22 protein-coding genes and 1 pseudogene are annotated in these 22,363 nt (G+C 73.2%); 10 read left to right on the top strand and 13 right to left on the bottom strand.

Going from position 1 to position 22,363, the window contains the following annotated elements:
• Positions 1-110: 110 nt before the first annotated feature.
• From ABZ154_RS21975 to ABZ154_RS21965, 3 genes are all read right to left on the bottom strand, one after another.
• Complete coding sequence (locus ABZ154_RS21975; RefSeq protein WP_356835063.1) at positions 111-3,119, bottom strand: SMC family ATPase; 3,009 nt, start codon at positions 3,117-3,119, stop codon at positions 111-113.
• Positions 3,116-4,285 carry an exonuclease SbcCD subunit D gene (locus tag ABZ154_RS21970; protein WP_356835060.1) on the bottom strand — a complete coding sequence of 390 codons (1,170 nt, stop codon included), beginning with the start codon at positions 4,283-4,285 and terminating at the stop codon, positions 3,116-3,118. The genes ABZ154_RS21975 and ABZ154_RS21970 overlap by 4 nt, the downstream gene beginning before the upstream one ends.
• 192 nt (positions 4,286-4,477) lie before the next feature.
• Positions 4,478-5,104 carry a YigZ family protein gene (locus ABZ154_RS21965; protein ID WP_356835058.1) on the bottom strand — a complete coding sequence of 209 codons (627 nt, stop codon included), beginning with the start codon at positions 5,102-5,104 and terminating at the stop codon, positions 4,478-4,480.
• A gap of 74 nt (positions 5,105-5,178) precedes the next feature.
• On the opposite strand from ABZ154_RS21965, the gene ABZ154_RS21960 reads away from it, so the two are divergent.
• Together ABZ154_RS21960 and ABZ154_RS21955 are read left to right on the top strand one after the other, a co-directional pair.
• Positions 5,179-5,586: a CoA-binding protein gene (locus tag ABZ154_RS21960; protein WP_356835056.1), complete on the top strand. Its 408-nt coding sequence runs from the start codon at positions 5,179-5,181 to the stop codon at positions 5,584-5,586.
• A gap of 42 nt (positions 5,587-5,628) precedes the next feature.
• Positions 5,629-6,558, top strand: coding sequence for an AAC(3) family N-acetyltransferase (locus ABZ154_RS21955; protein ID WP_356835054.1), 930 nt, complete (start codon positions 5,629-5,631; stop codon positions 6,556-6,558).
• Between the two features lie 11 nt (positions 6,559-6,569).
• Here ABZ154_RS21955 and ABZ154_RS21950 read toward each other — a convergent pair whose 3' ends face one another.
• Together ABZ154_RS21950 and ABZ154_RS21945 are read right to left on the bottom strand one after the other, a co-directional pair.
• Entirely contained in the window at positions 6,570-7,124 is a 555-nt protein-coding gene (locus ABZ154_RS21950; protein WP_356835052.1) for a YbaK/EbsC family protein, read from the bottom strand.
• Between the two features lie 76 nt (positions 7,125-7,200).
• Positions 7,201-7,950, bottom strand: a complete 750-nt coding sequence (locus ABZ154_RS21945) for an acyltransferase (RefSeq protein ID WP_356835050.1) — start codon at positions 7,948-7,950, stop codon at positions 7,201-7,203.
• Positions 7,951-8,111: 161 nt separating this feature from the next.
• Here ABZ154_RS21945 and ABZ154_RS21940 point away from each other — a divergent pair, with 161 nt between their 5' ends.
• Positions 8,112-8,642: a gamma carbonic anhydrase family protein gene (locus tag ABZ154_RS21940; protein WP_356835048.1), complete on the top strand. Its 531-nt coding sequence runs from the start codon at positions 8,112-8,114 to the stop codon at positions 8,640-8,642.
• A gap of 87 nt (positions 8,643-8,729) precedes the next feature.
• Here the strand turns inward: ABZ154_RS21940 and ABZ154_RS21935 are convergent, their stop codons facing one another.
• The gene (locus tag ABZ154_RS21935; protein WP_356835150.1) at positions 8,730-9,167 is read right to left on the bottom strand and encodes a DUF4442 domain-containing protein; all 438 of its coding nucleotides are present in this window, start codon (positions 9,165-9,167) and stop codon (positions 8,730-8,732) included.
• A gap of 134 nt (positions 9,168-9,301) precedes the next feature.
• Here ABZ154_RS21935 and ABZ154_RS21930 point away from each other — a divergent pair, with 134 nt between their 5' ends.
• Positions 9,302-10,447: a hypothetical protein gene (locus ABZ154_RS21930; RefSeq protein WP_356835046.1), complete on the top strand. Its 1,146-nt coding sequence runs from the start codon at positions 9,302-9,304 to the stop codon at positions 10,445-10,447.
• An 82-nt stretch (positions 10,448-10,529) separates the two neighbouring features.
• On the opposite strand, the gene ABZ154_RS21925 is transcribed toward ABZ154_RS21930, so the two are convergent.
• From ABZ154_RS21925 to ABZ154_RS21910, 4 genes are all read right to left on the bottom strand, one after another.
• On the bottom strand, positions 10,530-11,375 hold the full coding sequence (locus ABZ154_RS21925; RefSeq protein WP_356835044.1) for a fused MFS/spermidine synthase: 846 nt from the start codon (positions 11,373-11,375) through the stop codon (positions 10,530-10,532).
• A 71-nt stretch (positions 11,376-11,446) separates the two neighbouring features.
• Positions 11,447-12,622 (bottom strand): elongation factor Tu, encoded by a 1,176-nt coding sequence (tuf, locus tag ABZ154_RS21920; RefSeq protein ID WP_356835043.1) that lies wholly within the window; start codon positions 12,620-12,622, stop codon positions 11,447-11,449.
• Between the two features lie 97 nt (positions 12,623-12,719).
• Positions 12,720-12,878 carry a hypothetical protein gene (locus ABZ154_RS21915; protein ID WP_356835041.1) on the bottom strand — a complete coding sequence of 53 codons (159 nt, stop codon included), beginning with the start codon at positions 12,876-12,878 and terminating at the stop codon, positions 12,720-12,722.
• A 60-nt stretch (positions 12,879-12,938) separates the two neighbouring features.
• A complete protein-coding gene (locus ABZ154_RS21910) occupies positions 12,939-13,655 on the bottom strand; it encodes a DNA alkylation repair protein (protein WP_356835039.1) in 717 nt (238 codons plus the stop codon).
• A gap of 49 nt (positions 13,656-13,704) precedes the next feature.
• Between ABZ154_RS21910 and ABZ154_RS21905 the strand changes: the two genes are divergently transcribed.
• Both ABZ154_RS21905 and ABZ154_RS21900 read left to right on the top strand, forming a co-directional pair.
• A complete protein-coding gene (locus tag ABZ154_RS21905) occupies positions 13,705-14,430 on the top strand; it encodes a TVP38/TMEM64 family protein (protein WP_356835037.1) in 726 nt (241 codons plus the stop codon).
• Between the two features lie 185 nt (positions 14,431-14,615).
• On the top strand, positions 14,616-15,488 hold the full coding sequence (locus ABZ154_RS21900) for an undecaprenyl-diphosphate phosphatase (RefSeq protein WP_356835035.1): 873 nt from the start codon (positions 14,616-14,618) through the stop codon (positions 15,486-15,488).
• A gap of 167 nt (positions 15,489-15,655) precedes the next feature.
• On the opposite strand, the pseudogene ABZ154_RS21895 reads toward ABZ154_RS21900, so the two are convergent.
• A pseudogene (locus ABZ154_RS21895) lies at positions 15,656-16,206 on the bottom strand (AAA family ATPase); the annotation flags it as partial.
• Positions 16,207-16,405: 199 nt separating this feature from the next.
• On the opposite strand from ABZ154_RS21895, the gene ABZ154_RS21890 reads away from it, so the two are divergent.
• The 4 genes from ABZ154_RS21890 to ABZ154_RS21875 are packed head-to-tail and all read left to right on the top strand — an operon-like array spanning position 16,406 to position 20,682.
• Positions 16,406-17,146, top strand: coding sequence for a class I SAM-dependent methyltransferase (locus ABZ154_RS21890; RefSeq protein ID WP_356835033.1), 741 nt, complete (start codon positions 16,406-16,408; stop codon positions 17,144-17,146).
• Positions 17,143-18,240 carry a pyridoxal-phosphate dependent enzyme gene (locus ABZ154_RS21885; RefSeq protein WP_356835031.1) on the top strand — a complete coding sequence of 366 codons (1,098 nt, stop codon included), beginning with the start codon at positions 17,143-17,145 and terminating at the stop codon, positions 18,238-18,240. The genes ABZ154_RS21890 and ABZ154_RS21885 overlap by 4 nt, the downstream gene beginning before the upstream one ends.
• Positions 18,237-19,460 (top strand): ATP-grasp domain-containing protein, encoded by a 1,224-nt coding sequence (locus tag ABZ154_RS21880; protein WP_356835029.1) that lies wholly within the window; start codon positions 18,237-18,239, stop codon positions 19,458-19,460. The genes ABZ154_RS21885 and ABZ154_RS21880 overlap by 4 nt, the downstream gene beginning before the upstream one ends.
• 7 nt (positions 19,461-19,467) lie before the next feature.
• Positions 19,468-20,682 carry an MFS transporter gene (locus tag ABZ154_RS21875; protein ID WP_356835027.1) on the top strand — a complete coding sequence of 405 codons (1,215 nt, stop codon included), beginning with the start codon at positions 19,468-19,470 and terminating at the stop codon, positions 20,680-20,682.
• Here the strand turns inward: ABZ154_RS21875 and ABZ154_RS21870 are convergent.
• Both ABZ154_RS21870 and ABZ154_RS21865 read right to left on the bottom strand, forming a co-directional pair.
• Complete coding sequence (locus ABZ154_RS21870) at positions 20,671-21,279, bottom strand: sigma-70 family RNA polymerase sigma factor (RefSeq protein WP_356835148.1); 609 nt, start codon at positions 21,277-21,279, stop codon at positions 20,671-20,673. The genes ABZ154_RS21875 and ABZ154_RS21870 overlap by 12 nt on opposite strands.
• A 263-nt stretch (positions 21,280-21,542) precedes the next feature.
• Positions 21,543-22,193: a hypothetical protein gene (locus tag ABZ154_RS21865; RefSeq protein ID WP_356835025.1), complete on the bottom strand. Its 651-nt coding sequence runs from the start codon at positions 22,191-22,193 to the stop codon at positions 21,543-21,545.
• Between the last annotated feature and the right edge of the window lie 170 nt (positions 22,194-22,363).

Here is a 22,363-nt window from a genome sequence, read left to right as displayed (position 1 = left end):
AGCGGCTCGGCCTCGGTGCGAACCCGACCGTTCGCCGGGAAACGACGGGGAGCGAACTCCGCCGGGGAACGACGGGGAGCGAACGGGGAGCGGATCAAGGAGAGCGTGCCTCAGATGCGGTGGTGCACCGTCGATCCGTGCCGGTCCTTGACCACTTCGAGCCGGGCGGGGATGCGGCGGCGCAGATCGGCCACGTGGCTGACGATCCCGACGCTGCGGTCCCGCTCCCGCAGCGAGTCCAGTACGTCGAGGACCTCGTCCAGAGTCTGGTCGTCCAGGCTGCCGAAACCCTCGTCGATGAAGAGGGTGTCCAGGCGTACGCCCCCGGCTTCCTCGGTGACGACATCGGCGAGACCGAGCGCCAGCGCCAGGGAGGCGAAGAACGTCTCCCCGCCGGAGAGCGTGGACGTGTCCCGTTCGCTGCCGGTCCACGCGTCCACGACATGGAGTCCGAGCCCGGCCCTGCGGCCGCCCGCGCGGGCGTCGGAGTGGACCAGGGTGTAGCGGCCGGAGGACATCCGTTGCAGCCGGGCGGTGGCCGCGGCCGCCACCTGTTCGAGGCGGGCGGCGAGAACGTACGCCTCCAGGCGCATCTTGCGTTCGTTGTCGGCGGAGGTCCCCGCGGTGAGACCCGCGAGCCGGGCGACCCGCTCGTACTCCTGTCGCACCGGTCCCAGCCGCCGTACCTCCTCGGCCGCCCGTCCCGAGAGCCGGTCGAGTTCGGCGCACCGGTCGCGGGCGGCGGCGCGTGCCGAGGCGGCTTCGTGCAGCAGCCATTCGGCCGTCTCGTGGGCACTTTCGGCCGCTGCGACCTGCGCCGCCGGGCGTTCGGCGGCTTCGCGTGCGTCCCGTTCGGCGCGGCGGTCGGCGACCGCCGCCGCCTCCGCCTGCCAGGCGTCGATGCGGTGCTGGAGGTCGCGCTGTGCGGCGGCGCCGAGAAGCGTCGCGGCAGCGGCCTGCGGGGTGTCGAACCCGGCCTTGAAGGCCGCGTCGGAGAGCCGGCCGTCGGCCTCCTTGCGCCGCTGGGCCGCGTCCTGTTCGGTGCGTACGGCCTCGGCGGCGTCGGCGAGGAGCGCCACCCGGCGGGTAAGCCGGTCCGCGTGCGCGGCGACGGACTCCGACTCGCCTCGGGCGGCGGCGATCTGCTCCTCCAGGGCGGCTTGCTCGCGGTCGAGTGCCTCGCGCTGGGAGGTGCGGGCGGCGGTCCGGTTCCTGGCCTCCTGTCGCTGCTCCACCCGCTCGTCGTGCTCGCGTTCGGCGACGGCGAGGGCTTCGCGCGCGGCATGCGTCCCGGCGGCGAGGCGGTGGGCCGCAGCGTGTTCGCCGGTCAACCGCTCGACGAGGGAGCGGAGTTCGCTGACGCTGGGGGATGCGGAAGCGTCCTCCCCCTGGGCCTCCGTCTCCGCCGCCGCATGCCGTTCGCGTACGAGCGCGAGTGCGTGCTCGACGCTGGTGCGGGCCACCTCGGCGGACCGGTGGACGGCGAGGGCCTTCTCCTCGGTGGCCCGGTCCACATGGCCGTCGCCGGGGCTGGCGGGCGCCGGGTGATCGGCCGAGCCGCAGACCGTGCACGGCTCGCCAGCGACGAGACCGGCCGCCAACTCCGCAGCGATGTCCCGCAGACGGCGCTCCCGCAGGTCAAGCCAGGATTTACGTGCGTCCAGGGCCTGTTCACGTGCGGTGGCAAGCTTCTCCCGGGCGCCCGTCAGGTCGTCGGCCAGCGCGTCGCGCCGACGTGCCGCCTCCAGTCGGCGGCGGGCCGGGTCGAGGCGTCCCGCCAGTTGCTCGGCGTGAGTGGCGGCTTCCTGCGCCGTCTCCACGCGCTGCGCGAGTTCCGCGCGGGTGGCATCCCAGCCGGCCAGCCACGCCTCCGCCTCCCGGACGATCTCGTCGTCGGCGCGGGCGTCGCGGTTCAGCCGGACGCGCTCCTCGTCGATCCGCGCGCTGCGCACCTCCGCCTTGCGGGCCGCTTCGAGTCCGCCGAGCTCCTGCCGGAACCGACGCTCCATCTCGGCGAGCTGCCCGGCACCCGCGTCGGCCAGGTCCGCGGGCAGCAGCCCTCTGGCCCGGTCCAGGGCGCCGCTCGCCGCCCGGTACGCCCGCTCGGCCTCCTCGCGCAGCTCCAGCGCCGGGACGACCCGGTCCGCCTTCCGGGCGCGCTCCAACTGCTCCTGCCAGCGGTCGTGTTCGGGGCGCCGCCTCTCCAGCGCCTCGGCGCGCCGGCGGGTCTCCTCGTGGCGCTGCTGGAGGCGGGCCAGTTCGCGTTCGGCGTCCAGCGCGCTGCGGGCGGCCAGTTGGCGGTTCTCCGCCTCCGCCAGCACCGCGTGGGCGATCTCGAGGTGCTCGCGGGCGGCGCTGCGCACGATCGCGGCCCACTCCAGAACGGCTTCGGCGAGGCCCGGTTCGCCCGGCCGGTCAGCGGGCGGCGCGGCCTCGGTCGCCGCAGGGCCGCCTGCCTGGGCGATGCGCTGGGCGAGGGCGAGGACCTGCTCGTCACCGGATCTCACCCGGGCCTCGGCACCCCGGCGCAGTTCGGCGAGGCGCTCCTCGACGGCGGCGAAGCGGCGGGTGTCGAAGAGCTTGCCGAGCAGTTTGCCGCGGGCCTCGGCGTCGGAGCGCAGGAAACGGGCGAAGTCACCCTGGGGCAACAGCACGACCTGGCAGAACTGGTCCCGGCTCATGCCGATCAGCTGCGCCAGTTCCTCGCCGATCTCCTGGTGCGACTTGCTGAGGGCCTGCCAGCCGCGCTCGGGATCGTAACTCCGCAGTCGGCTCTGGGCCTTCTCCAGGGTGAAGCCGCCGCCGCGCTTCTTGGGGCGCGGCTGGGCGGGGCTGCGGGTGACTTCGAGGCGGCGGCCGCCGACCGTCAGCTCCAGCTGGACCTCGGTGGGCAGGCCGGCGGGCGCGTGGTCGCTGCGGAGAGTGGCGCCGGGGCTCTGCCGGGCGCCGGGGACGGCCCCGTACAGGGCGTAGCAGACGGCGTCCAGGACGGAGGTCTTCCCGGCGCCCGTCGGGCCGTGCAGCAGGAAGAGGCCGGCCGAGGAGAGGGCGTCGAAGTCGACTTCCTGGGTGGCGCCGAACGGGCCGAAGGCGGTGAGGGTGAGGCGGTGCAGTCTCAACGGGACACCTCGCGCGCGCTCTCGTCGACCCGTACGTCGTCGAACGCGGCGCGCAGCACGGTGCGTTCGGGCTCGCTGGGTCCGCTGCCGCCGCGCACGTGGGCCACGAAGTCCTCCGCGATCTGGTGGTCGTCGCGGCCCTGGAGGCGCTGGGCGTAGGAGGCGAGCGGGTCCTCGGGGGGCCGCTCGGGGTCGAAGACGAGACTGAGGGTGTGCGGGAAGCGGGCGCTGAGGCGGGCCATGGGTTCGGCGGGGCGGACGGGGTCGGTGAGGGTGGCCTCGACCCAGGCGTGCTCGTGGCGGTCGAGAGCCGGGTCCTCCAGCAGGGTGCCGAGGCGGCCGCGGAGCCGGGCGAGGGGGCGCTCCACGGGACAGTCGATCCGTTCCTCGGCTGCGATGCTCCCACTGCCGTCGAGATCGATCAGCCACATCGTCTTGCGGTGGTCGGCCTCGGAGAAGGAGTAGGCGAGCGGGGAGCCGGAGTAGCGGACGCGGCTCGTGACGCGCTGGGAGCCGTGGAGGTGGCCGAGGGCCACGTAGTCGACGCCGTCGAAGACCCCGGCCGGGACGGCGGAGACCCCGCCGACGGTGATGTCGCGCTCGCTGTCGCTGGGTTCTCCGCCCGCCACGAAGGCGTGCGCCAGGACGACGGAGCGGGTTCCGGCGGGGCGGGTGGCGAGGTCGGCGCGGACCCGGTCCATGGCGGCGGTCAGGACCGCCTCGTGCCCGGCCTTGGCGGCGCGGAGGGTGTCCTTGACGAGGGCGGGTTCCAGGTAGGGGAGGCCGTAGAGGGCGACGTCGCCGTGGTCGTCGGTGAGGACGACGGGGGCGGCGCAGCTCTCGGGGTCGGTCCGCAGGTGGATCCCGGCCCGGTCGAAGAGCCCGGCGCCGACGCCGAGCCGGCGGGCCGAGTCGTGGTTCCCCGAGATCATGACGGTGGGGACGCCTATGGCGGCGAGCCGGTGCAGCGCGCGGTCGAAGAGTTCGACGGCGGTGAGCGGCGGGACGGCCCGGTCGTAGACATCGCCGGAGACGAGGACCACGTCCACCTCCCGCTGCCGGACGGTGGCCACCAGGTGGTCCAGGAAGGCGGCCTGGGCGTCGAGGAGGGGTACGCGGTGGAAGGACCGGCCCAGGTGCCAGTCCGACGTGTGCAGCATCCTCACGCGATCGCTCCGCCTGCTCCGAGCCGCATGTACGTCGTCCTCCACCCCTGGGCCACCGCCGGAGCGGCCCGTGATCCCGCCGCCGGCACGGACCACGCTAACGCCGCCGGGCCGCCGGGGCTGCATCGATCAAGGATTTGGCCGGGACGGGATTGCCCTCACACGATCGGAACGCTCACACGTCCGGAACGCTCACACGTCCCCGTACGCCTCGCCGCCCAGCTCCAGCGCGGCCGAACCCGCGGTCGCGTCGGCCAGCCAGGCGGTGAACGCGGCGACGTCGGCGTCCGGCAGCCCGATCTCGATGGTCACGGCCTCCGCGTACCGCACCTCGCGCACATCCCGGCCGGTGGCCCGCAGGTCGTTCTCCAGCTTGCCCGCCCGCTGGTGGTCGACGCGGACGGTCGCCAGCCGGAAACGCTGCCGGGTGAGGGTGCCCAGTGCGTCGAGGGCCTCGCCGACCACTCCCCCGTACGCCCGGATCAGCCCGCCGGCCCCCAGCTTGACCCCGCCGTAGTAGCGGGTGACGACCGCCGCGACGTACCGCACCTCGCGGCGCATCAGCATCTGGAGCATCGGGACGCCCGCGGTGCCACCAGGTTCGCCGTCGTCACTGGCCTTCTGTACGGAGGCGTCGGCGCCGATCACGTACGCGAAGCAGTTGTGGCTGGCGGCCGGGTGCTCCTTACGGACGCGTGCGACGAAGTCCTGCGCCTCCTGTTCGGTGGCGGCGGGGGCGAGGGAGCAGAGGAAACGCGATCGGTTGATCTCGCTCTCGTGCACACCCGCGCGGGCGACGGTCCGGTACTGCTCCTGCATCCGTCCACCCTATGCGCCGCCGCACCTGCGGGTTCCGGCGGGAATGGCGGGCGGGAGCCGTCCGTTGACCGGGCATGGACACAGAGGCAGAGACGATCCGGCGGATTCTTCAGGACTCGGGCGACACCTGGGCGGTGGTGGGCCTGTCCGACAACCGCTCCCGCGCCGCCTTCGGGGTGGCGCAGGTCCTCCAGCGCTTCGGCAAGCGGGTGGTGCCGGTGCACCCGAAGGCCGAGACGGTGCACGGGGAGCAGGGGTACGCCTCGCTGGCGGAGATCCCGTTCCCGGTGGACGTGGTGGACGTGTTCGTCAACAGCGGGCTGGCGGGCGGGGTCGCGGACGAAGCGGTGGCGGTGGGGGCGAAGGCGGTGTGGTTCCAGCTCGACGTCGTGGACCCGGCCGCCTACGAGCGGACGCGGGCGGCGGGGCTGGACATGGTGATGGACCGGTGCCCGGCGATCGAAATTCCAAGGCTCGGATAGGGGTGTGGGTGGGGGCACCCGGCGTGGGGAAGGCTCCCCGCCATGGGTGACCCTCTCGACGGCGACCGGCTGACCGCCGCGCTGTCCGCGCTGGGCGTGCGCCCCGGCGATGTACTGCTGGTGCACGCCTCCCTGCGGTCGGTGGGGCCGGTGCCGGGCGGCCCCGCCACCGTGCTGGCGGCCCTGCGCCGGGCGGTGGGGCCGGAGGGAACCGTGGTGGTCCCCTCGTTCACCCCGGAGAACTCGGACACCTCGCCGCACTACCGCGCCCGTGTGCGGGGCCTTGACGCCGAGGCCTGCGAGGCCGTCCGCTCGTCGATGGAACCGTTCGATCCGGCGCGCACCCCCGCACCGTCGATGGGCGCCCTGGCCGAGACCGTACGGACGGCGGTGGGGGCGGAGCGCAGCGGCCATCCGCAGACCTCCTTCGCCGCGATCGGCCCCGGGGCCGGAAAGCTGCTCGCCGGGCACCGGCCCGACTGCCACCTCGGCGAGGACTCCCCGCTCGCCCGGCTGTACGAGGCCGACGCGAGGACCCTCCTGCTGGGCACCGGCTACGGCACCTGCTCCGCCTTCCACCTCGGCGAGTACCGCCGCCCCCGGCCTCCGCTCCGCCCCTACCGCTGTGTGGTGGCCCCGCGGGGCGTGCGGCAGTGGTGGGAGTACGAGGACGTCGCCCTGGACGACAGCGACTTCGCGGTCCTGGGCGCGGCGTTCGAGGAGGCCGCAGGCCTCGATGACGTACGGACGGCGCTGCTCGGGCCCGCGCCGTGCAGGCTGCTCCGGCTGCGGGCGGCCGTCGACTTCGCCACCGGGTGGCTCACGGAGCACCGGCCTCCCCACGACGGAGCGCTCGGGCAGGGGCCGACGAAGGCCCGAAGCTCTGCCGGACGGCCGGAGCGCCGCCACGGCGGTGGTCGGCGGTATGGGGACCGACCGGTCACCGTTCCGCGCCACCCGCCCCTTTCGTAACGGGCGTGACGTCAGACCCCGAGGCCCTCGACGATCACAGCGCCTGGGAGGGCGGCGAGCGCCTTACCAGGCACGATGAGCTTGCCCCGGCGGCTGCCGCTGCCGATCAGGACCCACTCCTCGTCCACCACCGTGGGGTCCAGCAGGAGGGGCCAGGAGGCGGGCAGGCCGATCGGAGTGATGCCGCCGTACTCCATGCCACTCTCGCCGACCGCCGTGTCCATCGCCGCGAAGGACGCCTTTCGGGCGCCGAGGTGCTTGCGCACCGCGCCGTTGACGTCGACCCGGGTGCGGGAGAGCACCACGCAGGCGGCGAGGGTGACCTCTCCGCCGCGCTTGCCCGCCACGACGACGCAGTTGGCCGAGGTGTCCAGCAGGTCCGCGCCGTGGTGCTCGACGAAGACCGCGGTGTCGGCCACGGCCGGGTCCGAGTCGACGTGGATGATCCGGTCGGCGGTGACGTCGCCCCACCCGGCGGCCAGGGCCGCCGCGACGGGGGCGGGGAGCAGGTGGAGCCGTTCCGAGGCGGGAGAGGCATCCTCGAAGGTGCCGATGGGTGCGCGCATGCGGCCACGCTAACAGCGTCTCCCGGGCAGCCCCTTGGCTGTCCGGGAGGATGCCGCGAGCCCCGGCGGGAAGCCCTCAGCGAGCGTCCGGCTCCGGCTCCAGCTCGGCCAGCGCGAGCAGTTGCTCGGGCGTGACGCCCTTGGGGATCGGCACGGGGGCCGGCGTGCGCAGGGGCGGCTGCCAGCCCTTCTCCGGGTCCCAGCTCCGTACGACACGGGCCGGGGCCCCCGCGACCACCGCGTGGTCGGGAACCTCGCCCCGTACGACCGCGCCGGCGGCGACCACCACATTGCGGCCGAGCCGCGCACCGGGCAGGATCACCGCCCCGGTGCCGATCCAGCAGCCGGGGCCGATCTCCACCGGTTGCATCCGGGGCCACTGCTTGCCCACGGGCTCGTGCGGGTCGTCGTAGCTGTGGTTCGTCGAGGTGATGTAGACGTACGGACCGCAGTACGTGTCCGAACCGATGGTCACCGTCGTGTCGGCGATGACATGGCTGCCGCGCCCCAGAACCACCCCGTCGCCCAAGGTGAGGATCGGCTCGGGCCCCAGGTCCAGGTCCGGCATCATCCCGGCCGTCAGGGTCACCTGCTCGCCGATGACGCAGTGCCCGCCGAGCTCGATCCACCGCTCCCCGAAGACGGTGCCCTGGGGGAAGGCGAGCCGGGTGCCCTCCCCGATGGCGCCGAAGCGCAGCCGGCCCGGGTGCTCGGCGGTGACGGCACCCGCCTCCCGCGCCCACGCCCAGCCGCGGTGGACGGCGCGGGAGACGGCACGGCGCCGCCAGTGGGCGAGGAAGGAGAACGTGTTTCGGTTCTTCGGCACGGGCTCACGGTAGTCGGCGGCGGGGCGGCGATCCGCGCGGTGACCTGTGATGTTCGCCCCACCCCCCGGCGCGCGCGGGGAGCCGTCACCTACGGTGTGAGGCGGCCCGATCCCGATCGAAGGCCCCAGGAGCAGCACACCGGACCACCGAGGAGCAGGCCATGGCGGAACAGGCGTTGATCACGGGCCTGGGCGGCAAGGAGCCGGACATCGACGCGGAGGCGTTCGTGGCCCCGACCTCCGTGGTGATCGGAGAGGTGACACTGGCCGCCGGTTCCAGCGTCTGGTACCAGGCGGTGCTGCGTGCCGACTGCGGCCCGATCACGCTCGGCGCCGACAGCAACATCCAGGACAACTGCAGCGTGCACACCGATCCCGGCTTCCCGCTGACGGTGGGCGCGCGCGTCTCGGTCGGCCACAACGCGGTCCTGCACGGCTGCGTCATCGAGGACGACGTCCTCGTGGGGATGGGCGCCACGGTGCTCAACGGCGCGCACATCGGCGCCGGGTCCCTGGTCGCGGCGCAGGCGCTCGTACCGCAGGGGATGCGGGTCCCGCCGGGGTCGCTGGTCGCGGGCGTGCCCGCCAAGGTGAAGCGGCCGCTGACGGCGGAGGAGCTGGAGGGCATCCGGTTCAACGCGGCCGGTTACGTGGAGCTGGCCAAGGCCCACCGGGCGGCGCACGAGGGCTGAGGTCCGCCCGGACGCGTACATACCGAAGCCGCCGCTCCCTCCCCGACCGGAGGGGGCGGCGGCCCCGGGAACGTACGCCCGCGGGCGTCAGCTATTGGGGCGCAGGGTCCACACGACGGTCATCTCGCCGGTGACCGCACCGTCCGCACGACGGATCTCGATGGCGACCGGGAACTCGGGGCGCTCCCCGGCGTCGAGCTGGGCGACGACGTCGGCGATCGGGCGGCCGAGGGTGGCGGTCGCGGTGACCTCGCCCATGGCGAGCTTCTTGTAGCCGATCTCGGCCTTGACGGCGAGCGGTACGGCCCGGGACATCTGGTCGCCGAAGGCGGCGATGACGATGGCGCCGCTGGCGGACTCGGCGAGCGTGAACATCGCTCCGGCGTGCGGCCCGCCGACGTGGTTGTGGTACTCCGCCTGGTCCGGCAGCCGGACGACGGCGCGCTCGGGGGTCGTCTCCAGGAATTCGAGGTTGAGGGTCCGGGCCATCGGAACCGTCGCGACGAGCATCTCGCCGACGTTCATCTGTTCAGCGCTCATGGATCGAAGGTTACTCATGAGTAGCCAGATTTGGCCATCCCCCTGTGACAGCACCGGGACAGCACCGGGACGGGGGCGGCCGTAGCAGTGGCCACGCCACCCATCTATGGTTACCAGCCATGTGGCCAGGACAGCAGCCGCCCGGGGGCGAGCAGAACCCGCAGGACCCGAATCAGAACCCGTACCAGCAGCCGGGGTACCAGCAGCCGAATCCCTATCAGCAGCCGGGATATCCGCAGCAGGGGCAGCAGCCGGGGCGGTCCGGCGCGCCCGGATACCCACCGGGCCAGCCCGGTCAGCCGGCGCAACCGGGGCAGCCGGGCTACGGACAGCAGCCCGGATACGGGCAGCCGGGCTACGGGCAGCCCAATCCCTACCAGCAGCCGACCGTCCCGCAGTACGCGGTGCCGGGTCCGCCCGGCGGACCCAAGCCGGACGACGGCAAGAAGAAGACGACCGTCATCGCCATCGTCGCGGCGACCGCTGTCGTCGTGGCGGCCGTCGTCACCGGCGTCATCGTGATGAACAACAAGGACGACGAAGGCGGCTCGACCGTCGCCGACGACAAGAAGTCAGCCTCCCCGAGCGCGAAGCCGAGCGCGTCGGAGGACACGAGTTCCGCGCCGGCGGAGAACCCGCGCGGGCCCGAGGGCGACCCCGAACCCCTCATCCCGGGCTGGAAGGTGGTCACCAACCCGAAGTGGGGCACGCAGTTCGACGTACCCGGTGACTGGGAGGTCTCCAGCTCGGGTATGTTCGCCGGCTTCGAGGACGCCAAGAACCCCACGGGCAAACCCGTCGCCGGGTTCTCGGCACCTGCCTACTACAAGAGCAAGTGGTGCGTCGACGACTCCGACAAGGACGGCCGCGACGAGGAGACCGAGCTGGCCGGCGTCGGGACGAAGGGCGCGCGGGGGGCGAAGAACGCCGACGAGGCAGCGCGGGCCGAGGCGGGCACCTGGGTGTGGGCGGCATACGCCCAGACCGACTCGAAGAACAAGGTCAAGATCGCCCCGGCCAAGCCGTTCACCACGAAGTCGGGTCTCTCCGGCAGCGTCGTGACCGCCACCGCGACCGGTCTGGCCAAGAAGGAGAAGTGCGACACCGACGGCAAGTCGATCGCCTTCTCGTTCAAGAACGGCAACGACGAGTTCTCGACCTGGATCCTCTACGGCCCCAAGGACGTCGAGGGCGAGCTGCCGGACACCACCATCCAGCAGATCCTGAGCACGGTCCGCCTCTCCGCCGACAAGCCCACCGGCTGATACGGCCGACGCGGCTGACACACGGCTGACGCCCGTCCGCCCGGCCCGGGGACGCTGTCCCCCGGGCCGGGCAGCAGCGTGTTCAGCCGATGCTGAAGGCGCCGTCCGGCGGCTCCGGCGAGGCGACGGCTTCCGCGTCCGCCACCGGGCGGGCCCCGCCGATGAGCCGGTCCAGCGCCTGACCGTCGGTGACCCGGCCCGGAAAGGCGTCGGCGGCACAGCGGCGGGTGAGCGGCGCCGTGTCGATCGGGGCGTGCGAGGCGAGCAGCACCACGTTGCCGAAACGCCGCCCGCGCAGCACCGCCGGTTCACCGATCAGCGCGAGCTCCGCGAAGGCGGCCGTGAAGTTGGCAAGTTGGGACCGGAGGAACGCGAACGGCGCGCTGTCCGCCAGGTTGGCGGCGTAGATCCCGTCGCGGCGCAGCACCCTCCCGGCGGCCCGCGCGTACTCCACCGACGTGAGGTGGGCCGGGACCCGGGAGCCGCCGAAGACGTCCGCGACGATCACATCGGCGGACCCGGGCGGTGCCGCCTCCAGCCGCGCCCGGGCGTCGGCGGCGTGCACGGTGATACCGCTGTCGTCGGGCAGCGGCAGGTGTTCCCGCACCATCCGCAGCAGCTCCCGGTCCGCCTCGACGACGTCCTGCCGCGAGCCGGGGCGGGTCGCCGCGACATACCGGGGCAGGGTCAGCGCCCCGCCGCCGAGGTGCAGGACGTCCAGCGGAGCGTCCTCGGGCGCCGCGCAGTCCAGGACATGCGCGAGGCGCCGTACGTACTCGAACTCCAGGTACGACGGGTCGTCGAGGTCCACGTAGGACTGGGGTGCCTCGTCGACCGTGAGCAGCCAGGCGCGGTCGCGGTCCACATCGGGCAGCAGCCGGGCGGTGCCGCAGTCGACGTCACGGATGACGGGTATCGGCTCGTTCACCCCTCCATTGTCGCCCCCCGCACGCCGCTGCCCGTCACCCTGGGACCAGGGGTGACGGGCAGCGGCAGCCCTCAGAGCAGGCCGGTGACCGTGCCCGCGCCGACCGTGCGGCCGCCCTCGCGGATCGCGAAGCCGAGGCCGGACTCCAGCGGGACGTCGCGGCCCAGCTCCACGGTCATCGTCACCGTGTCGCCCGGGCGCGCGACCGCCGTCCCGCCGAGGTCCACGTCGCCGACGACGTCCGCCGTACGGATGTAGAACTGCGGCCGGTAGCCGGTGGTGACCGGGGTCGACCGGCCGCCCTCCTTCGTCGACAGGACGTACACCTGCGCGGTGAACCGGCGGCTCGGCACCACGCTGCCGGGCGCGGCCACGACATGGCCACGGCGGACCCGGTCGCGCTCCACCCCGCGCAGCAGCAGCGCCACGTTGTCCCCGGCCTCGGCGGACTCCATCGGCTTGCCGAAGGTCTCCAGACCGGTGACGACCGTCTCGATGTCCGCGCCCAGCACCGCGACCCGGTCCCCGACGCGGACGGTGCCGCGCTCGACCGCGCCGGTGACGACCGTGCCCCGGCCGGTGATGGTCAGGACGTTCTCCACGGAGAGCAGGAACGGCGCGTCGGTGTAGCGCACCGGCATCGGTACGTACGTGTCGACGGCGTCCAGCAGTCCTTCGATCGCCGCCGTCCAGCGCGGGTCGCCCTCCAGCGCCTTGAGCCCGGAGACCCTGACCACGGGGACGGCGTCACCGCCGTACCCGTGCGCGGAGAGCAGCTCGCGGACCTCCAGCTCGACCAGGTCGGTCAGCTCGGGGTCGCCCGCGTCGGCCTTGTTGAGGGCGACGACGATGTGGTCGACGCCGACTTGACGGGCCAGCAGGACGTGCTCGGCGGTCTGCGGCATGATCCCGTCGAGCGCGGAGACGACGAGGATCGCCCCGTCGAGCTGCGCCGCTCCGGTGACCATGTTCTTGATGTAGTCGGCGTGACCCGGCATGTCGACGTGCGCGTAGTGGCGGGTGTCGGTCTCGTACTCGACGTGCGCGATGTTGATGGTGATGCCGCGCCGGGCCTCCTCCGGGGCCCGGTCGATCCGGTCGAACGACACGTAGGAGGTGGAGCTGCCGCCGCGCTCGCTGAGGACCTTGGTGATGGCGGCGGTGAGGGTGGTCTTGCCGTGGTCGACGTGGCCCATGGTGCCGATGTTGAGGTGCGGCTTGGTGCGCACGTATGCGGTCTTGGACATGGCTCGTTCCTTCTGGAGAACCCGAAGCTGAGTGGAGAAGACCCCAAGGCCCCGCCGACCCTCCCCTTGCGGGGTCCGCCGGACTGTCGGGGGAGGGTCAGCTTCGGGCGCCGCCGACGGGCGCTGCGGCAGCGGTGAACGCTGCTGCGAAGACTGCTGCGGCCGGGGCGAGTGCCTCGGCGACCGCGTCGTTCACGGCAGCCTTCGGCGCGTCCGCGACTGCGGACCGCGCTGCGAGGAAGGCGTACCGGAACATGCCCCAGATCATGGCGGGGCTGGGCCGCCGCGTCGAATGATTTTCCCGTCCCCCCGCACTTCAGGGGTTCTTGAGCGCCTCGCGCACCGACAGCGGTGACAGACGGTCCCGGGCGCCCTCGACGAAGTCGCGTACGGCGGTGGGGTCGGTCTTGGCGTACTCCCGCAACGCCCAGCCGATCGCCTTGCGGATGAAGAAGTCAGGGTGGTCCGCGCGGCGCAGGCAGTAGCCGAAGAGCCGGTCGGTGTCGGTGGCTTTTTTGTAACGGAGCTGGTGCAGCAGGGCGGTCCGCGCGGCCCACAGGTTCTCGTCGTCGATCCACCGGTCCATCGCGCGGGCGAGCGCCGGATCGGCGGCGACCAACGGCCCGGCGACATGCGCGGCGAGCAGATCGACCGTGTCCCACCAGGGAGTGGTGGTCACCAGGTGGTGCAGGACGGGCAGAAAGCCGGAGGAGCAGGAGGTCACGTACCGGCGGAGGTAGTCGACGGCGAAGTACTGGTACTCGCGCTCGGGCAGCTCCCAGCAGCGCAACACGATCGCCGTGCAGTCCCGCTCGTCAGGCCGTCCGGTGCCGGCCAGCACGGCCTTCGACAGGGCTCGCCGCTGCGGGGTGGGCAGCCCGAGGAACGGGGCGATGTACTTCATGTACGCGGCGGCGCCCTCGGCCCGTACGGGGTCGGCGGCCGGGGCGTACAGCTCGGTCAGCCGTGCGAGGACGGTGTCGGCGAGCCGGCTGTCCGGTACGGCGGGGGCGGGGGCTGCGGCTGGGTCCACGCGACGCACATTACGGCGATCACACACCCTTTTCGGTTACTCTCCCCGAATGTTCGACCCCGTCCCCACCGCCCGGCCCGCCGGCGCCACGGCCCTTCGTCGTTCGAAGGCGCTGCTCTCCCCCTGGTCCCGGTTCTCGCTGCTCGTCGCGGTGCTGCTGGGCGCCGCCTCGACGATGCTGCTGTTCGAGCCACAGCGACTGCTGGCGTCGGGCTGGCCGCAGCAGCTGACCGGCAGTGGTGCGGCGATGCTGTTCGGGCTGGCGTACGGGGCGCTGACCGTGGCGTTCGTGCCGCGCCCGCTCCTCAACCTCGCGGCGGGGGCGCTCTTCGGCACGCAGACGGGTCTGGCGGCGGCCCTGGCGGGCACGGTGCTCGGCGCGGGCGTCTCGTTCATGCTGGGCCGGGTGCTGGGCCAGGACGCGCTGCGCACGCTGCTGCGCGGGAAGGTGCTCACCGCCGCCGACGGGGTGCTAAGCCGGCACGGCTTCCGCTCGGTACTGGCACTCCGGCTCTTCCCCGGCATCCCGTTCGCGGCCGCCAACTACTGCGCGGCGACCTCCCGCATGGGCTACCCGCCCTTCCTCCTGGCCACCGGACTGGGCTCCATCCCGAACACGGCGGCGTACGTCATAGCGGGCAGCGAGGCCGCGTCGCCGACCTCGCCCCTCTTCCTGGCGGCGATGGGGTTCATCGTGGTTTCCGGTCTCGGCGGGGCGCTGGTGGCCTGGCGCAAGCGCCACCGGCTCGGCCGGGACACGCCGCCGGACAAGTGAGCGGACGCCGGCACGTGGATGACCGCTGCGGTCGGCCTGGCGTTCACTTTCAGGCGATACGCTGCCCGCGACCTCGATGTCCTTGATGTCCTCGACCGCACTCCGTACTCCGCACGCCGCACTCTGCCGACGGGCCCAGTCGTCCCTGGCCGATGCACGATCATTTCCGGGATGGCCGAAGCCCCATGAGCTGGTTCGAATCATTCGTCCTGGGACTCGTTCAGGGACTGACCGAGTTCCTGCCGATCTCCTCCAGCGCCCATCTGCGGCTGACCGCCGCGTTCGCCGGCTGGCACGACCCGGGAGCCGCCTTCACCGCCATCAGCCAGATCGGCACGGAGGCGGCGGTGCTGATCTACTTCCGCAAGGACATCGCGCGGATCGTGTCGGCCTGGTTCCGCTCGCTGACGGACAAGGAGATGCGCGGCGACCACGACGCCCAGATGGGGTGGCTGGTCATCGTGGGGTCGATCCCCATCGGGGTGCTGGGCCTCACGCTCAAGGACCAGATCGAGGGCCCCTTCCGCGACCTGCGGCTGATCGCGACGACGCTGATCGGCATGGGTATCGTACTCGGCATCGCCGACCGGCTGGCCGCGCGCGACGAGGTGGGCGGCAAGCACCGCGCGGTGAAGGAGCGCAAGACGCTCAAGGACCTGGGCATCCGGGACGGCCTGATCTACGGCTTCTGCCAGGCGATGGCGCTGGTCCCCGGTGTCTCGCGCTCGGGCGCGACCATCAGCGGTGGTCTGCTGATGGGTTACACCCGTGAGTCGGCCGCCCGCTACTCGTTCCTGCTGGCCATCCCCGCGGTTCTCGCGTCGGGTGCGTACGAACTGAAGGACGTGGGCGAGGGGCATGTCTCCTGGGGGCCGACGATCTTCGCGACCGTCGTGGCGTTCTTCGTCGGATACGCCGTCATCGCGTGGTTCATGAAGTTCATCTCCACCAAGAGCTTCATGCCGTTCGTCATCTACCGGGTGGCCCTCGGCATCCTCATCTTCGTCCTCATCTCGGCCGGTGTGCTGAGCCCGCACGCGGGTGAGTCGGCCGGCTGACAGCGATGGGTCGCCCCGCCCGGGAGCAGCCGGGCGGGGCGCGTCCAGCAGCGCGGCAGCCAGCAGCGCGGATAGATGTCACCACCGTGGAACGGGGGTCTGACAACGCCGCCCCGCCGACGGTTCACAGGGCTGAGCGCCTCGCTGTCGCGTCGGCGGCTCCGGGGGGGCGTGAGCCCCGTCGCCGCCAGGACCGCGTCCACCGTCTCCTGCACCGTCAGCCGGGCGTTGTCGATCCAGATGCACTCGTCGGCCAGTTCGGCGCGCATCACCGTGTCCAGAAACGACCAGTTGGTCGTGAGCGTCTTGTCCCGGGCGAGGTTGCGCTCCCCCGCCTCCGCGGCACCCGGAGCGAGGACCACGCAGTGCAGCGGCCCGACGGCGACCTGCCGCCGGTAGAAGCCGAGGTGGGCCCGGCGTACGACCACGTCGTCGATGACCGGCAGGAACCCGGCGCTGCGAAGCTGTCCGCCAGCAGGCAGGCGTTGCGGGCCCGCAGGAAGATCTGCCGGTCCGCCTCCTCGTCCCGCTCCGGAGAGGGCCACCGCCCGCCCGTGACGATGAACTGCTGGAGGGCGTCCACCTCGATGTGGGCCGAGGCGGCGAAGCGGGCGGCGAGCGCGGCGGCCACCGTGGACTTGCCGCTGCCCGGGATGCCGCTCAACAGGACGGCTCCCGCCGCCGGTTCGGTGTCCACCGGCACTTCGGTCCAGGTCATCGCGTCCCCGCTCCCTTCCCGGGCGGTCCGGGCCCGCCCCTGCCGGTGATCGTAGGGCACCCCTCACCGATGGGCGGCGGCGGGAACTTCCCGGGCGGGGCCGCCGACTACTGGAGGACAGCACGGCGACAGGTGCGGCACACACGCCAGGCACCTCAGCGCGACGGGCCCCACGAGGGCCGGGAGGAGGCCGAGAGGCATGCACTGGTACGAGGACGACGCGCTCTGGTCCGACTTCGCCCCGACGATGTTCCCGCCCGCGCGGGCCGAGTCCGCCGCCGCCCTCGTCGCCTCCTCGCCCCTGCTGGACCTCCCACCGGGTTCACGCGTGCTGGACCTGTGCTGCGGACCGGGGCTCTTCGTGGTGCCGCTGGCGGCACGCGGGTACGCGGTGACAGGCGTCGACCTCTCACCCTCGATGCTGGAGCGGGCCCGGAACGCCTGCGCCGCGGCAGGGGCCGATGTCCGCCTGGAGCGGGCCGACATGCTCACGTACGCGGAGCCCGGCGCCTTCGACGTCGTCCTGAACGTCTTCACCTCGTTCGGCTACTTCGAGGACGCCGAGGACAATCTCCAGGTGCTCCGCAACGCGTACGAGAGCCTCGCGCCGGGAGGCCGGCTGCTGGTCGACGTGATGGGCAAGGAAGTGCTCGCCGGCTGGATCGGGCGGCCGAAGGTGGTGGACCTGCCGGACGGGGCGTACGTCGTCCAGCGCGACACCGTCCTCGACAGCTGGCGACGGCTGCGTACCGACTGGACGCTGGTGCGCGGGGACGCGGCCCGTACGGCGTCCATCCACTCCTGGCTCTACTCCGCCGCCGAACTGCACGCCCTCTTCGAGGCGGCGGGCTTCACCGACGTGGAGTGCTTCGGCGGCTTCGACGGTTCGGCCTACGACCAGCACTCCGACCGGCTCATCGTCCGCGGGCAGCGCAAGTGAGGGCCGGGGCACGGCACTCCGCCGCCACCGCGACCGTGCACGAGCACATCACCGACGCCGTGAAGGACCCGGACCTGATCCGGCTGGACGGCGACGTGGTCCTCGCGCGGTTCGAGACGATGAAGGTGTACGCGGCGCTCGGCGCGGTCCGTTCGCTGCTGCGCCGCGGGCGGGTGGTGCCCGGCCAGACGCTGGTCGACAGCTCCAGCGGCATCTACGCGGTGGCGCTGGCCATGGCCTGTCACCGCTACGGGCTCCGCTGCCACATCGTGGCGTCCACCACCGTCGACGCCACGATGCTCGCCCAGTTGGAGATCCTGGGCGCGACCGTGGACAAGATGCCGCCGTCACAGAGCCTGCGCCTGGACCAGGAGCTGCGCGTACGGCATGTGCGCCGGCTGCTGGCCGAGCGGCCGGACTTCCACTGGATGCGGCAATACCACGACGCCGTGCACCACGAGGGGTACCGGGAGTTCGCCGATCTCCTCACCGCGTCCCTGCCCGAGGGCCCGCTGACCGTGGTGGGAGCGGTCGGCACGGGCGCCTCGACCGGTGGACTGGCCCGGGCGCTGCGGGAGTCGGGGCGGGCGGTTCGGCTGGTGGGGATCCAGCCGTTCGGCAGCGTCACCTTCGGCAGCGAGCAGTTCAGCGACCCGGAGGCGATCATCGCGGGCATCGGCAGCTCCATCCCCTTCGGGAACGTCCACCACGAGCTGTACGACACCGTCCACTGGCTGGACTTCCGCCATGCGATGGCCGGTGCGGTCGGACTGCTGCGCCGGCACGCGGTGTTCGCCGGTCTCTCCACCGGGGCGGCGCACCTGGCGGCCTCGTGGGAGGCGGCGCGCGACCCGGGCCGTATCCATCTGGTGCTGGGGGCGGACACCGGACACCGTTACGCCGAGCGGGTGTTCACCCGCCACGCCGAGGCGCTGGACCCGGCCGGGCTGCGCCCCCGCCCGATCGCGTCGCTGGACGCCCTGCGGCCGCCGTGGTCGGTGATGGAGTGGGGCCGGCGCGCCGCCCCCGACGCCGCCCGTCTGCCCGAACAGGGCTCCCCCGCCCCCGTACCGACCGTGGAGATGCTTCCATGACCATCGCCGCTCTGGAGTCCCTGTCCTTCGGGCTCGGCAGGATGGCCGATGCCGCCGCGGACACCGGGCACCGGCTGTGCCTGCTCACCGGTGACCGCTCGGTGTACCGGCACGAGCTGGCCACCCTGCCACCGGACGCCCTGGACGTCGTGGACGTCGACACCGACGACCCGGAGGCGGTCCGCCGGGCACTGGCCGCCGTCCCCTCGCTGGCCGGGCTGATCAACACGACGGACACCTGGAGCGTGCCGGCTGCCGGGCTCGCCGCCGAGCTGGGGCTGCCGGGCCCGGACCCGGAAGCGGTCCGGCTGCTGCGGGACAAGCGCCGGGTCCGGGAGGCGCTGTACGCGCGGGGGCTGAGCCGGTCGACCGCCGTTGCCGTGCCGCCCGGGCCGGAAGGGGCTGACGCCGTCCTGCGTGCGGTCGGACTGCCCGCCGTACTGAAGGACTCGGCGGGCACCTCGTCACGCGGGGTGTGGATCGTGCACGACGAGGAGGCGCTGCACCGGGCATTGGCCAAAGCCGCGCGACAGCCGCTGAAGGGGGCGCTGTTCGCGGAGGCGTTCCTCGCCGGTCCGCTGTACAGCGCGGAGACCCTGAGCTGGGAGGGGACCACCCGGCTGCTGGGGGTGCTGAGCCGCCAGACGTCCCGGACGTCGGTGGTACGGGAGGAGGTCGCGGCGTTCCCGGTGGTGCTTCCGGGCGGGGAGCGGGACACGATCGAGGCGTGGGTGGGGCGGGTGCTCGAAGTGGCCGGGCACCGGCGGGGGTTCGCCCATGTGGAGTTCATCCTGACCGCCGAGGGGCCGGAGTTGGTGGAGGTCAACCGGCGGATCGGCGGCGCTCTGGTCGGCGAGGTGCTCTGCCGGGCCCTGGGGACCAATGTGTACACGGCGATGGTGGACGAGGCGCTGGGCCGCCGCCCCCGGCTGCTGGACACCCCGCTCGAGGGGCAGGGGCCCTCGTACGGCTTCGTCCTCGTCTACGCGGACCGGCCCGGGGTCCTGAAGGGCTGGCACGGCCTGGACGGACTCGCCGCCTTTCCCGGGTCCGTGGAGTGGTACCCCGTCCGCGAACCCGGCGAGACCCTGGCGCATGTGGGCGACCAGCGGGGGTGCACGGGCATGGTGCTGGCCGAGGCGGCGACGGCGGAGCTGGCCCAGCACCGGGCGTGGAGTGCGGCGGTCCGGGTCCGCCCGGTGATCGCGGACACGCCGTGAGGGCTGGGTGAGTCCTGAACGGGTCCCGGAAGAAAGGCGTTTCACCGCTCCCCAAGGGTTCCTGCTGGCGGGCTCGTTCCTGATCACGCTGGGCAGCTTCGCCGTGCTGCCGTACATGTCGGTCCTGCTGCACCAGCGGCTCGGCCTCGGGATCGGCATGGTCGGCTTCGTGCTGGCGGTGGCCTCGCTCATCCAGTTCGCCGGCGGCGTGGTCGCGGGCCCGGTCGCCGCGCGGATCGGGCTGCGGCGGTCGATGTCGCTGGCGCTGGCCTTGCGGACGGCCGGCTTCGCCGCGTTCGTACCGGGGTTGAGCAGCCCCGTGCCGGCGATCGGCGCGCTGATGCTGGTCTCGGCGGGCGCGGCGCTCTACCTCCCGGCCAACAAGGCATACCTGGTGGACGGTTCACCGGAGGCGGGCCGGCCACGGTTGCTGTCGGCGAGCAGTTCGGCGTTCAACGCGGGGATGGCGCTCGGTCCCCCGGCCGCCGCCCCGCTGGTGATGGGCTCCCCCGGGGTGCTCTTCGCTTGCGTCGCCGGGCTGTTCGCACTGGTCGGGGTGGGGCACGCGTTCCTGCCGCGCGAGAAGGCCCGTTCGCAGGCGGTCGCGTGCGGGGCTCCGAGCGGGAGCCCCGCACGGTCCGGGCTCTCGCCGTTCCTGGTCACGGTGGTGAGCGTCTACGCGTTCATGTTCTTCCAGCATTACCTGGCGCTGTACGCGGTGCCCCGGACATCGGCGGGCTACTACGGCGTGGTCCTGATGGGGTACGCGGCCCTCCTCGTCGTGGCCCAGCCGCTGCTGGCGGAGTGGATCGCCGCTCTGAGCTATCCGGCGGCGCTGCGGTGGGGGTTCGGGGCCATGGCGGCGGGCATGGCGGCGATCGCCGGGGGCGGGCACGTGGGCATCGCGGTGGGCGGGGCACTGCTCTGTCTGGGCGAGATCGTGCTCTTCCTGAAGAACGATCTGGAGGCGCTGGCCCGTAGCGCCTGTCCCCCGGCCACCGTGTTCGGCCGGCAGCGGCTCGCGGCGGGCATCGGCGCGTTCGCCAGCGGGGTGGTGGGCGGGCAGTTGTACGCGGCAGCGGAGTCGGCCGGTTCGGCGCGGGCGTTCTGGGCGGCGGTCTGCGTCCAGTGCCTGCTGCTGCCGGTGCTCCTGCTGAGCCGCCGAACCGCCCGGGGCCGGTCGGAGCCCCGGGCGGAGACGGTCCCCGACCTACGTGGCTGAACCGGCGTCCACCGTCACCCGCTCCCCCGGCTCCGTACGCCACTGCCCGGCCAGCTCCCGGCGGGCGCGCGCCACGCGCGAGCGCACCGTACCGACAGGGCATCCCGCCGCGTCCGCCGCCTCCTCGTAGGAGAGCCCGAGCACCTGGGTGAGGACGAATGCCTGACGGCGCGCCGGGTCCAGGCGGCCCAGGGCGTCGAAGACCGCGACCGACTCGTCGAAGCCGGGGAGGTGGCGTGGCTGGGCCCGTTCCGCCGCGCCCTGCCAGTCGGCGGTGTCGGCGGTGCGGGGTCGCACGGCGGCCGTGCGGTGGCGGTCGATGACGACGCGCCGGGCGATGGAGAGCAGCCAGGTGCGGGCGCAGGAGCGTCCGGCGAAGCGGGCCAGTCCGCTCATCGCCCGCAGGTAGGTCTCCTGGGCGAGGTCGTCGGCGCCGGGGACGTCGGCGCTGAGGTAGGCGACGAACCTGCGGACGTCCTCGTAGGTCGCCCGGACGAAGCGGTCGGCGGCCTCCCGGTCGCCGCCGCCAGCGGCCAGCGCCCAGTCGGTGATCTGTACGTCGTTCTGTCGGGTGGCGTACACCCGGGGCCGGGGCACCGGGGTGAGGGGCGGCCCGGCGGGGAGGGGCGGCCCGGCGGAGAGGGGCGGCCCGGCGGAGAGGGGGGTGGCAGTAGGGGTCACAGCAGTCCTTCGCGTCCTGGCGGAGCCGTGGCGTGGTCGTCGCCCGGCCCCGCGTGGCCGGGCGCGCGGACGGCCCCTGGGGGCGGTCCGGCGTAACCGGCATGCCTGTCACGGGTGCGAGCGCGAGCGCACACCCGTACCGCCACCGGGTCACACGGAACCGGGTGGGCGGCTGGAGGTCACAGGGAGGGGGCGGGAAGCGGTGGACCGCGCCGGGAGATGGCGTGCAGGCTGAGGAGGTCCTGGAGGCGGCGGCCCGGGCGGCGGCGGGTGCGCAGCCGTACAGGCGAGACACCGTCGGAGGGTGTCGCCGACCAGAGGCACCAGGCCGTCCGCAGCGGGGTTCGTACGAAGAGGGCCAGGCAGCGGCCCAGCCGGGCGAGAGCCACCTCGCCGCGCCACAGCCACCAGCCGCAGATCAGCCCGGCGACCGCGTGGGAGGCGGCCATGCCGGTGGTGAAGACCGAGGCGTCGAAGGCCGCCAGCAGCTCGATGCGGTGCGAGACGTCCCCGGCCGGGCCCGCGTGGGAGGCGTGGGGCATCGCCCCGTGCGCGTGGTGCGCTCCCCCCGTGGCGGATGCGGTGAAGTAGGCGTGCAGTCCCAACTGGCCCAGCACATGGGCCGATACGGTGACCGGGGCGTTCCGTTCGAGGCCGGCGAGCCACCAGCCGGCGCCCGCGACCGGTACGAGGACGGCGAGCAGGGGCGGCAGTGGCAGGGGTCCGTCGGACATCAGGGCGTGACCGAGCCCGGACACGGCGACGCACACGACCGCGAACAGCGCGGTGCGGGCGAGGCGGAGTGCGGTTCCGGCTCCCATGGCGGCCATCGTGCCAGCCGCACCCACCTCGCGGAGAAGACCGGCAGATGCGGAAACAGCGGGAGTTCACCCCGTTTGCCCTAGGGCGCCATCTCTGTGATTCATGTCACACAGCTTTCGCGGGAACTTCCCTCCCTCCCTCGCCGACTGCTCCAACGACGCGCCCGCACACGCCTCGT

Origin of the sequence: Streptomyces sp. NPDC006261, from assembly GCF_040613515.1 — a bacterium.
In the GTDB taxonomy this organism is placed as follows: Bacteria; Actinomycetota; Actinomycetes; order Streptomycetales; family Streptomycetaceae; genus Streptomyces.
The sequence above is the reverse complement of the archived record's forward strand: the minus strand, read 5'-3'. Positions and strand labels throughout refer to the sequence as shown.

What these genes read in the sequence shown, in the direction of transcription:
- ABZ154_RS21880 (WP_356835029.1), top strand. Translation starts at nt 18,237, where the DNA reads ATGACCATCGCCGCTCTGGAGTCCCTGTCCTTCGGGCTCGGCAGGATG.
- tuf (WP_356835043.1), bottom strand. Translation starts at nt 12,622, where the DNA reads ATGTCCAAGACCGCATACGTGCGCACCAAGCCGCACCTCAACATCGGC.
- ABZ154_RS21935 (WP_356835150.1), bottom strand. Translation starts at nt 9,167, where the DNA reads ATGAACGTCGGCGAGATGCTCGTCGCGACGGTTCCGATGGCCCGGACC.
- ABZ154_RS21930 (WP_356835046.1), top strand. Translation starts at nt 9,302, where the DNA reads ATGTGGCCAGGACAGCAGCCGCCCGGGGGCGAGCAGAACCCGCAGGAC.
- ABZ154_RS21940 (WP_356835048.1), top strand. Translation starts at nt 8,112, where the DNA reads ATGGCGGAACAGGCGTTGATCACGGGCCTGGGCGGCAAGGAGCCGGAC.
- ABZ154_RS21900 (WP_356835035.1), top strand. Translation starts at nt 14,616, where the DNA reads ATGAGCTGGTTCGAATCATTCGTCCTGGGACTCGTTCAGGGACTGACC.
- ABZ154_RS21965 (WP_356835058.1), bottom strand. Translation starts at nt 5,104, where the DNA reads ATGCAGGAGCAGTACCGGACCGTCGCCCGCGCGGGTGTGCACGAGAGC.
- ABZ154_RS21905 (WP_356835037.1), top strand. Translation starts at nt 13,705, where the DNA reads ATGTTCGACCCCGTCCCCACCGCCCGGCCCGCCGGCGCCACGGCCCTT.
- ABZ154_RS21890 (WP_356835033.1), top strand. Translation starts at nt 16,406, where the DNA reads ATGCACTGGTACGAGGACGACGCGCTCTGGTCCGACTTCGCCCCGACG.
- ABZ154_RS21865 (WP_356835025.1), bottom strand. Translation starts at nt 22,193, where the DNA reads ATGGCCGCCATGGGAGCCGGAACCGCACTCCGCCTCGCCCGCACCGCG.
- ABZ154_RS21960 (WP_356835056.1), top strand. Translation starts at nt 5,179, where the DNA reads ATGGACACAGAGGCAGAGACGATCCGGCGGATTCTTCAGGACTCGGGC.
- ABZ154_RS21955 (WP_356835054.1), top strand. Translation starts at nt 5,629, where the DNA reads ATGGGTGACCCTCTCGACGGCGACCGGCTGACCGCCGCGCTGTCCGCG.
- ABZ154_RS21950 (WP_356835052.1), bottom strand. Translation starts at nt 7,124, where the DNA reads ATGCGCGCACCCATCGGCACCTTCGAGGATGCCTCTCCCGCCTCGGAA.
- ABZ154_RS21915 (WP_356835041.1), bottom strand. Translation starts at nt 12,878, where the DNA reads ATGTTCCGGTACGCCTTCCTCGCAGCGCGGTCCGCAGTCGCGGACGCG.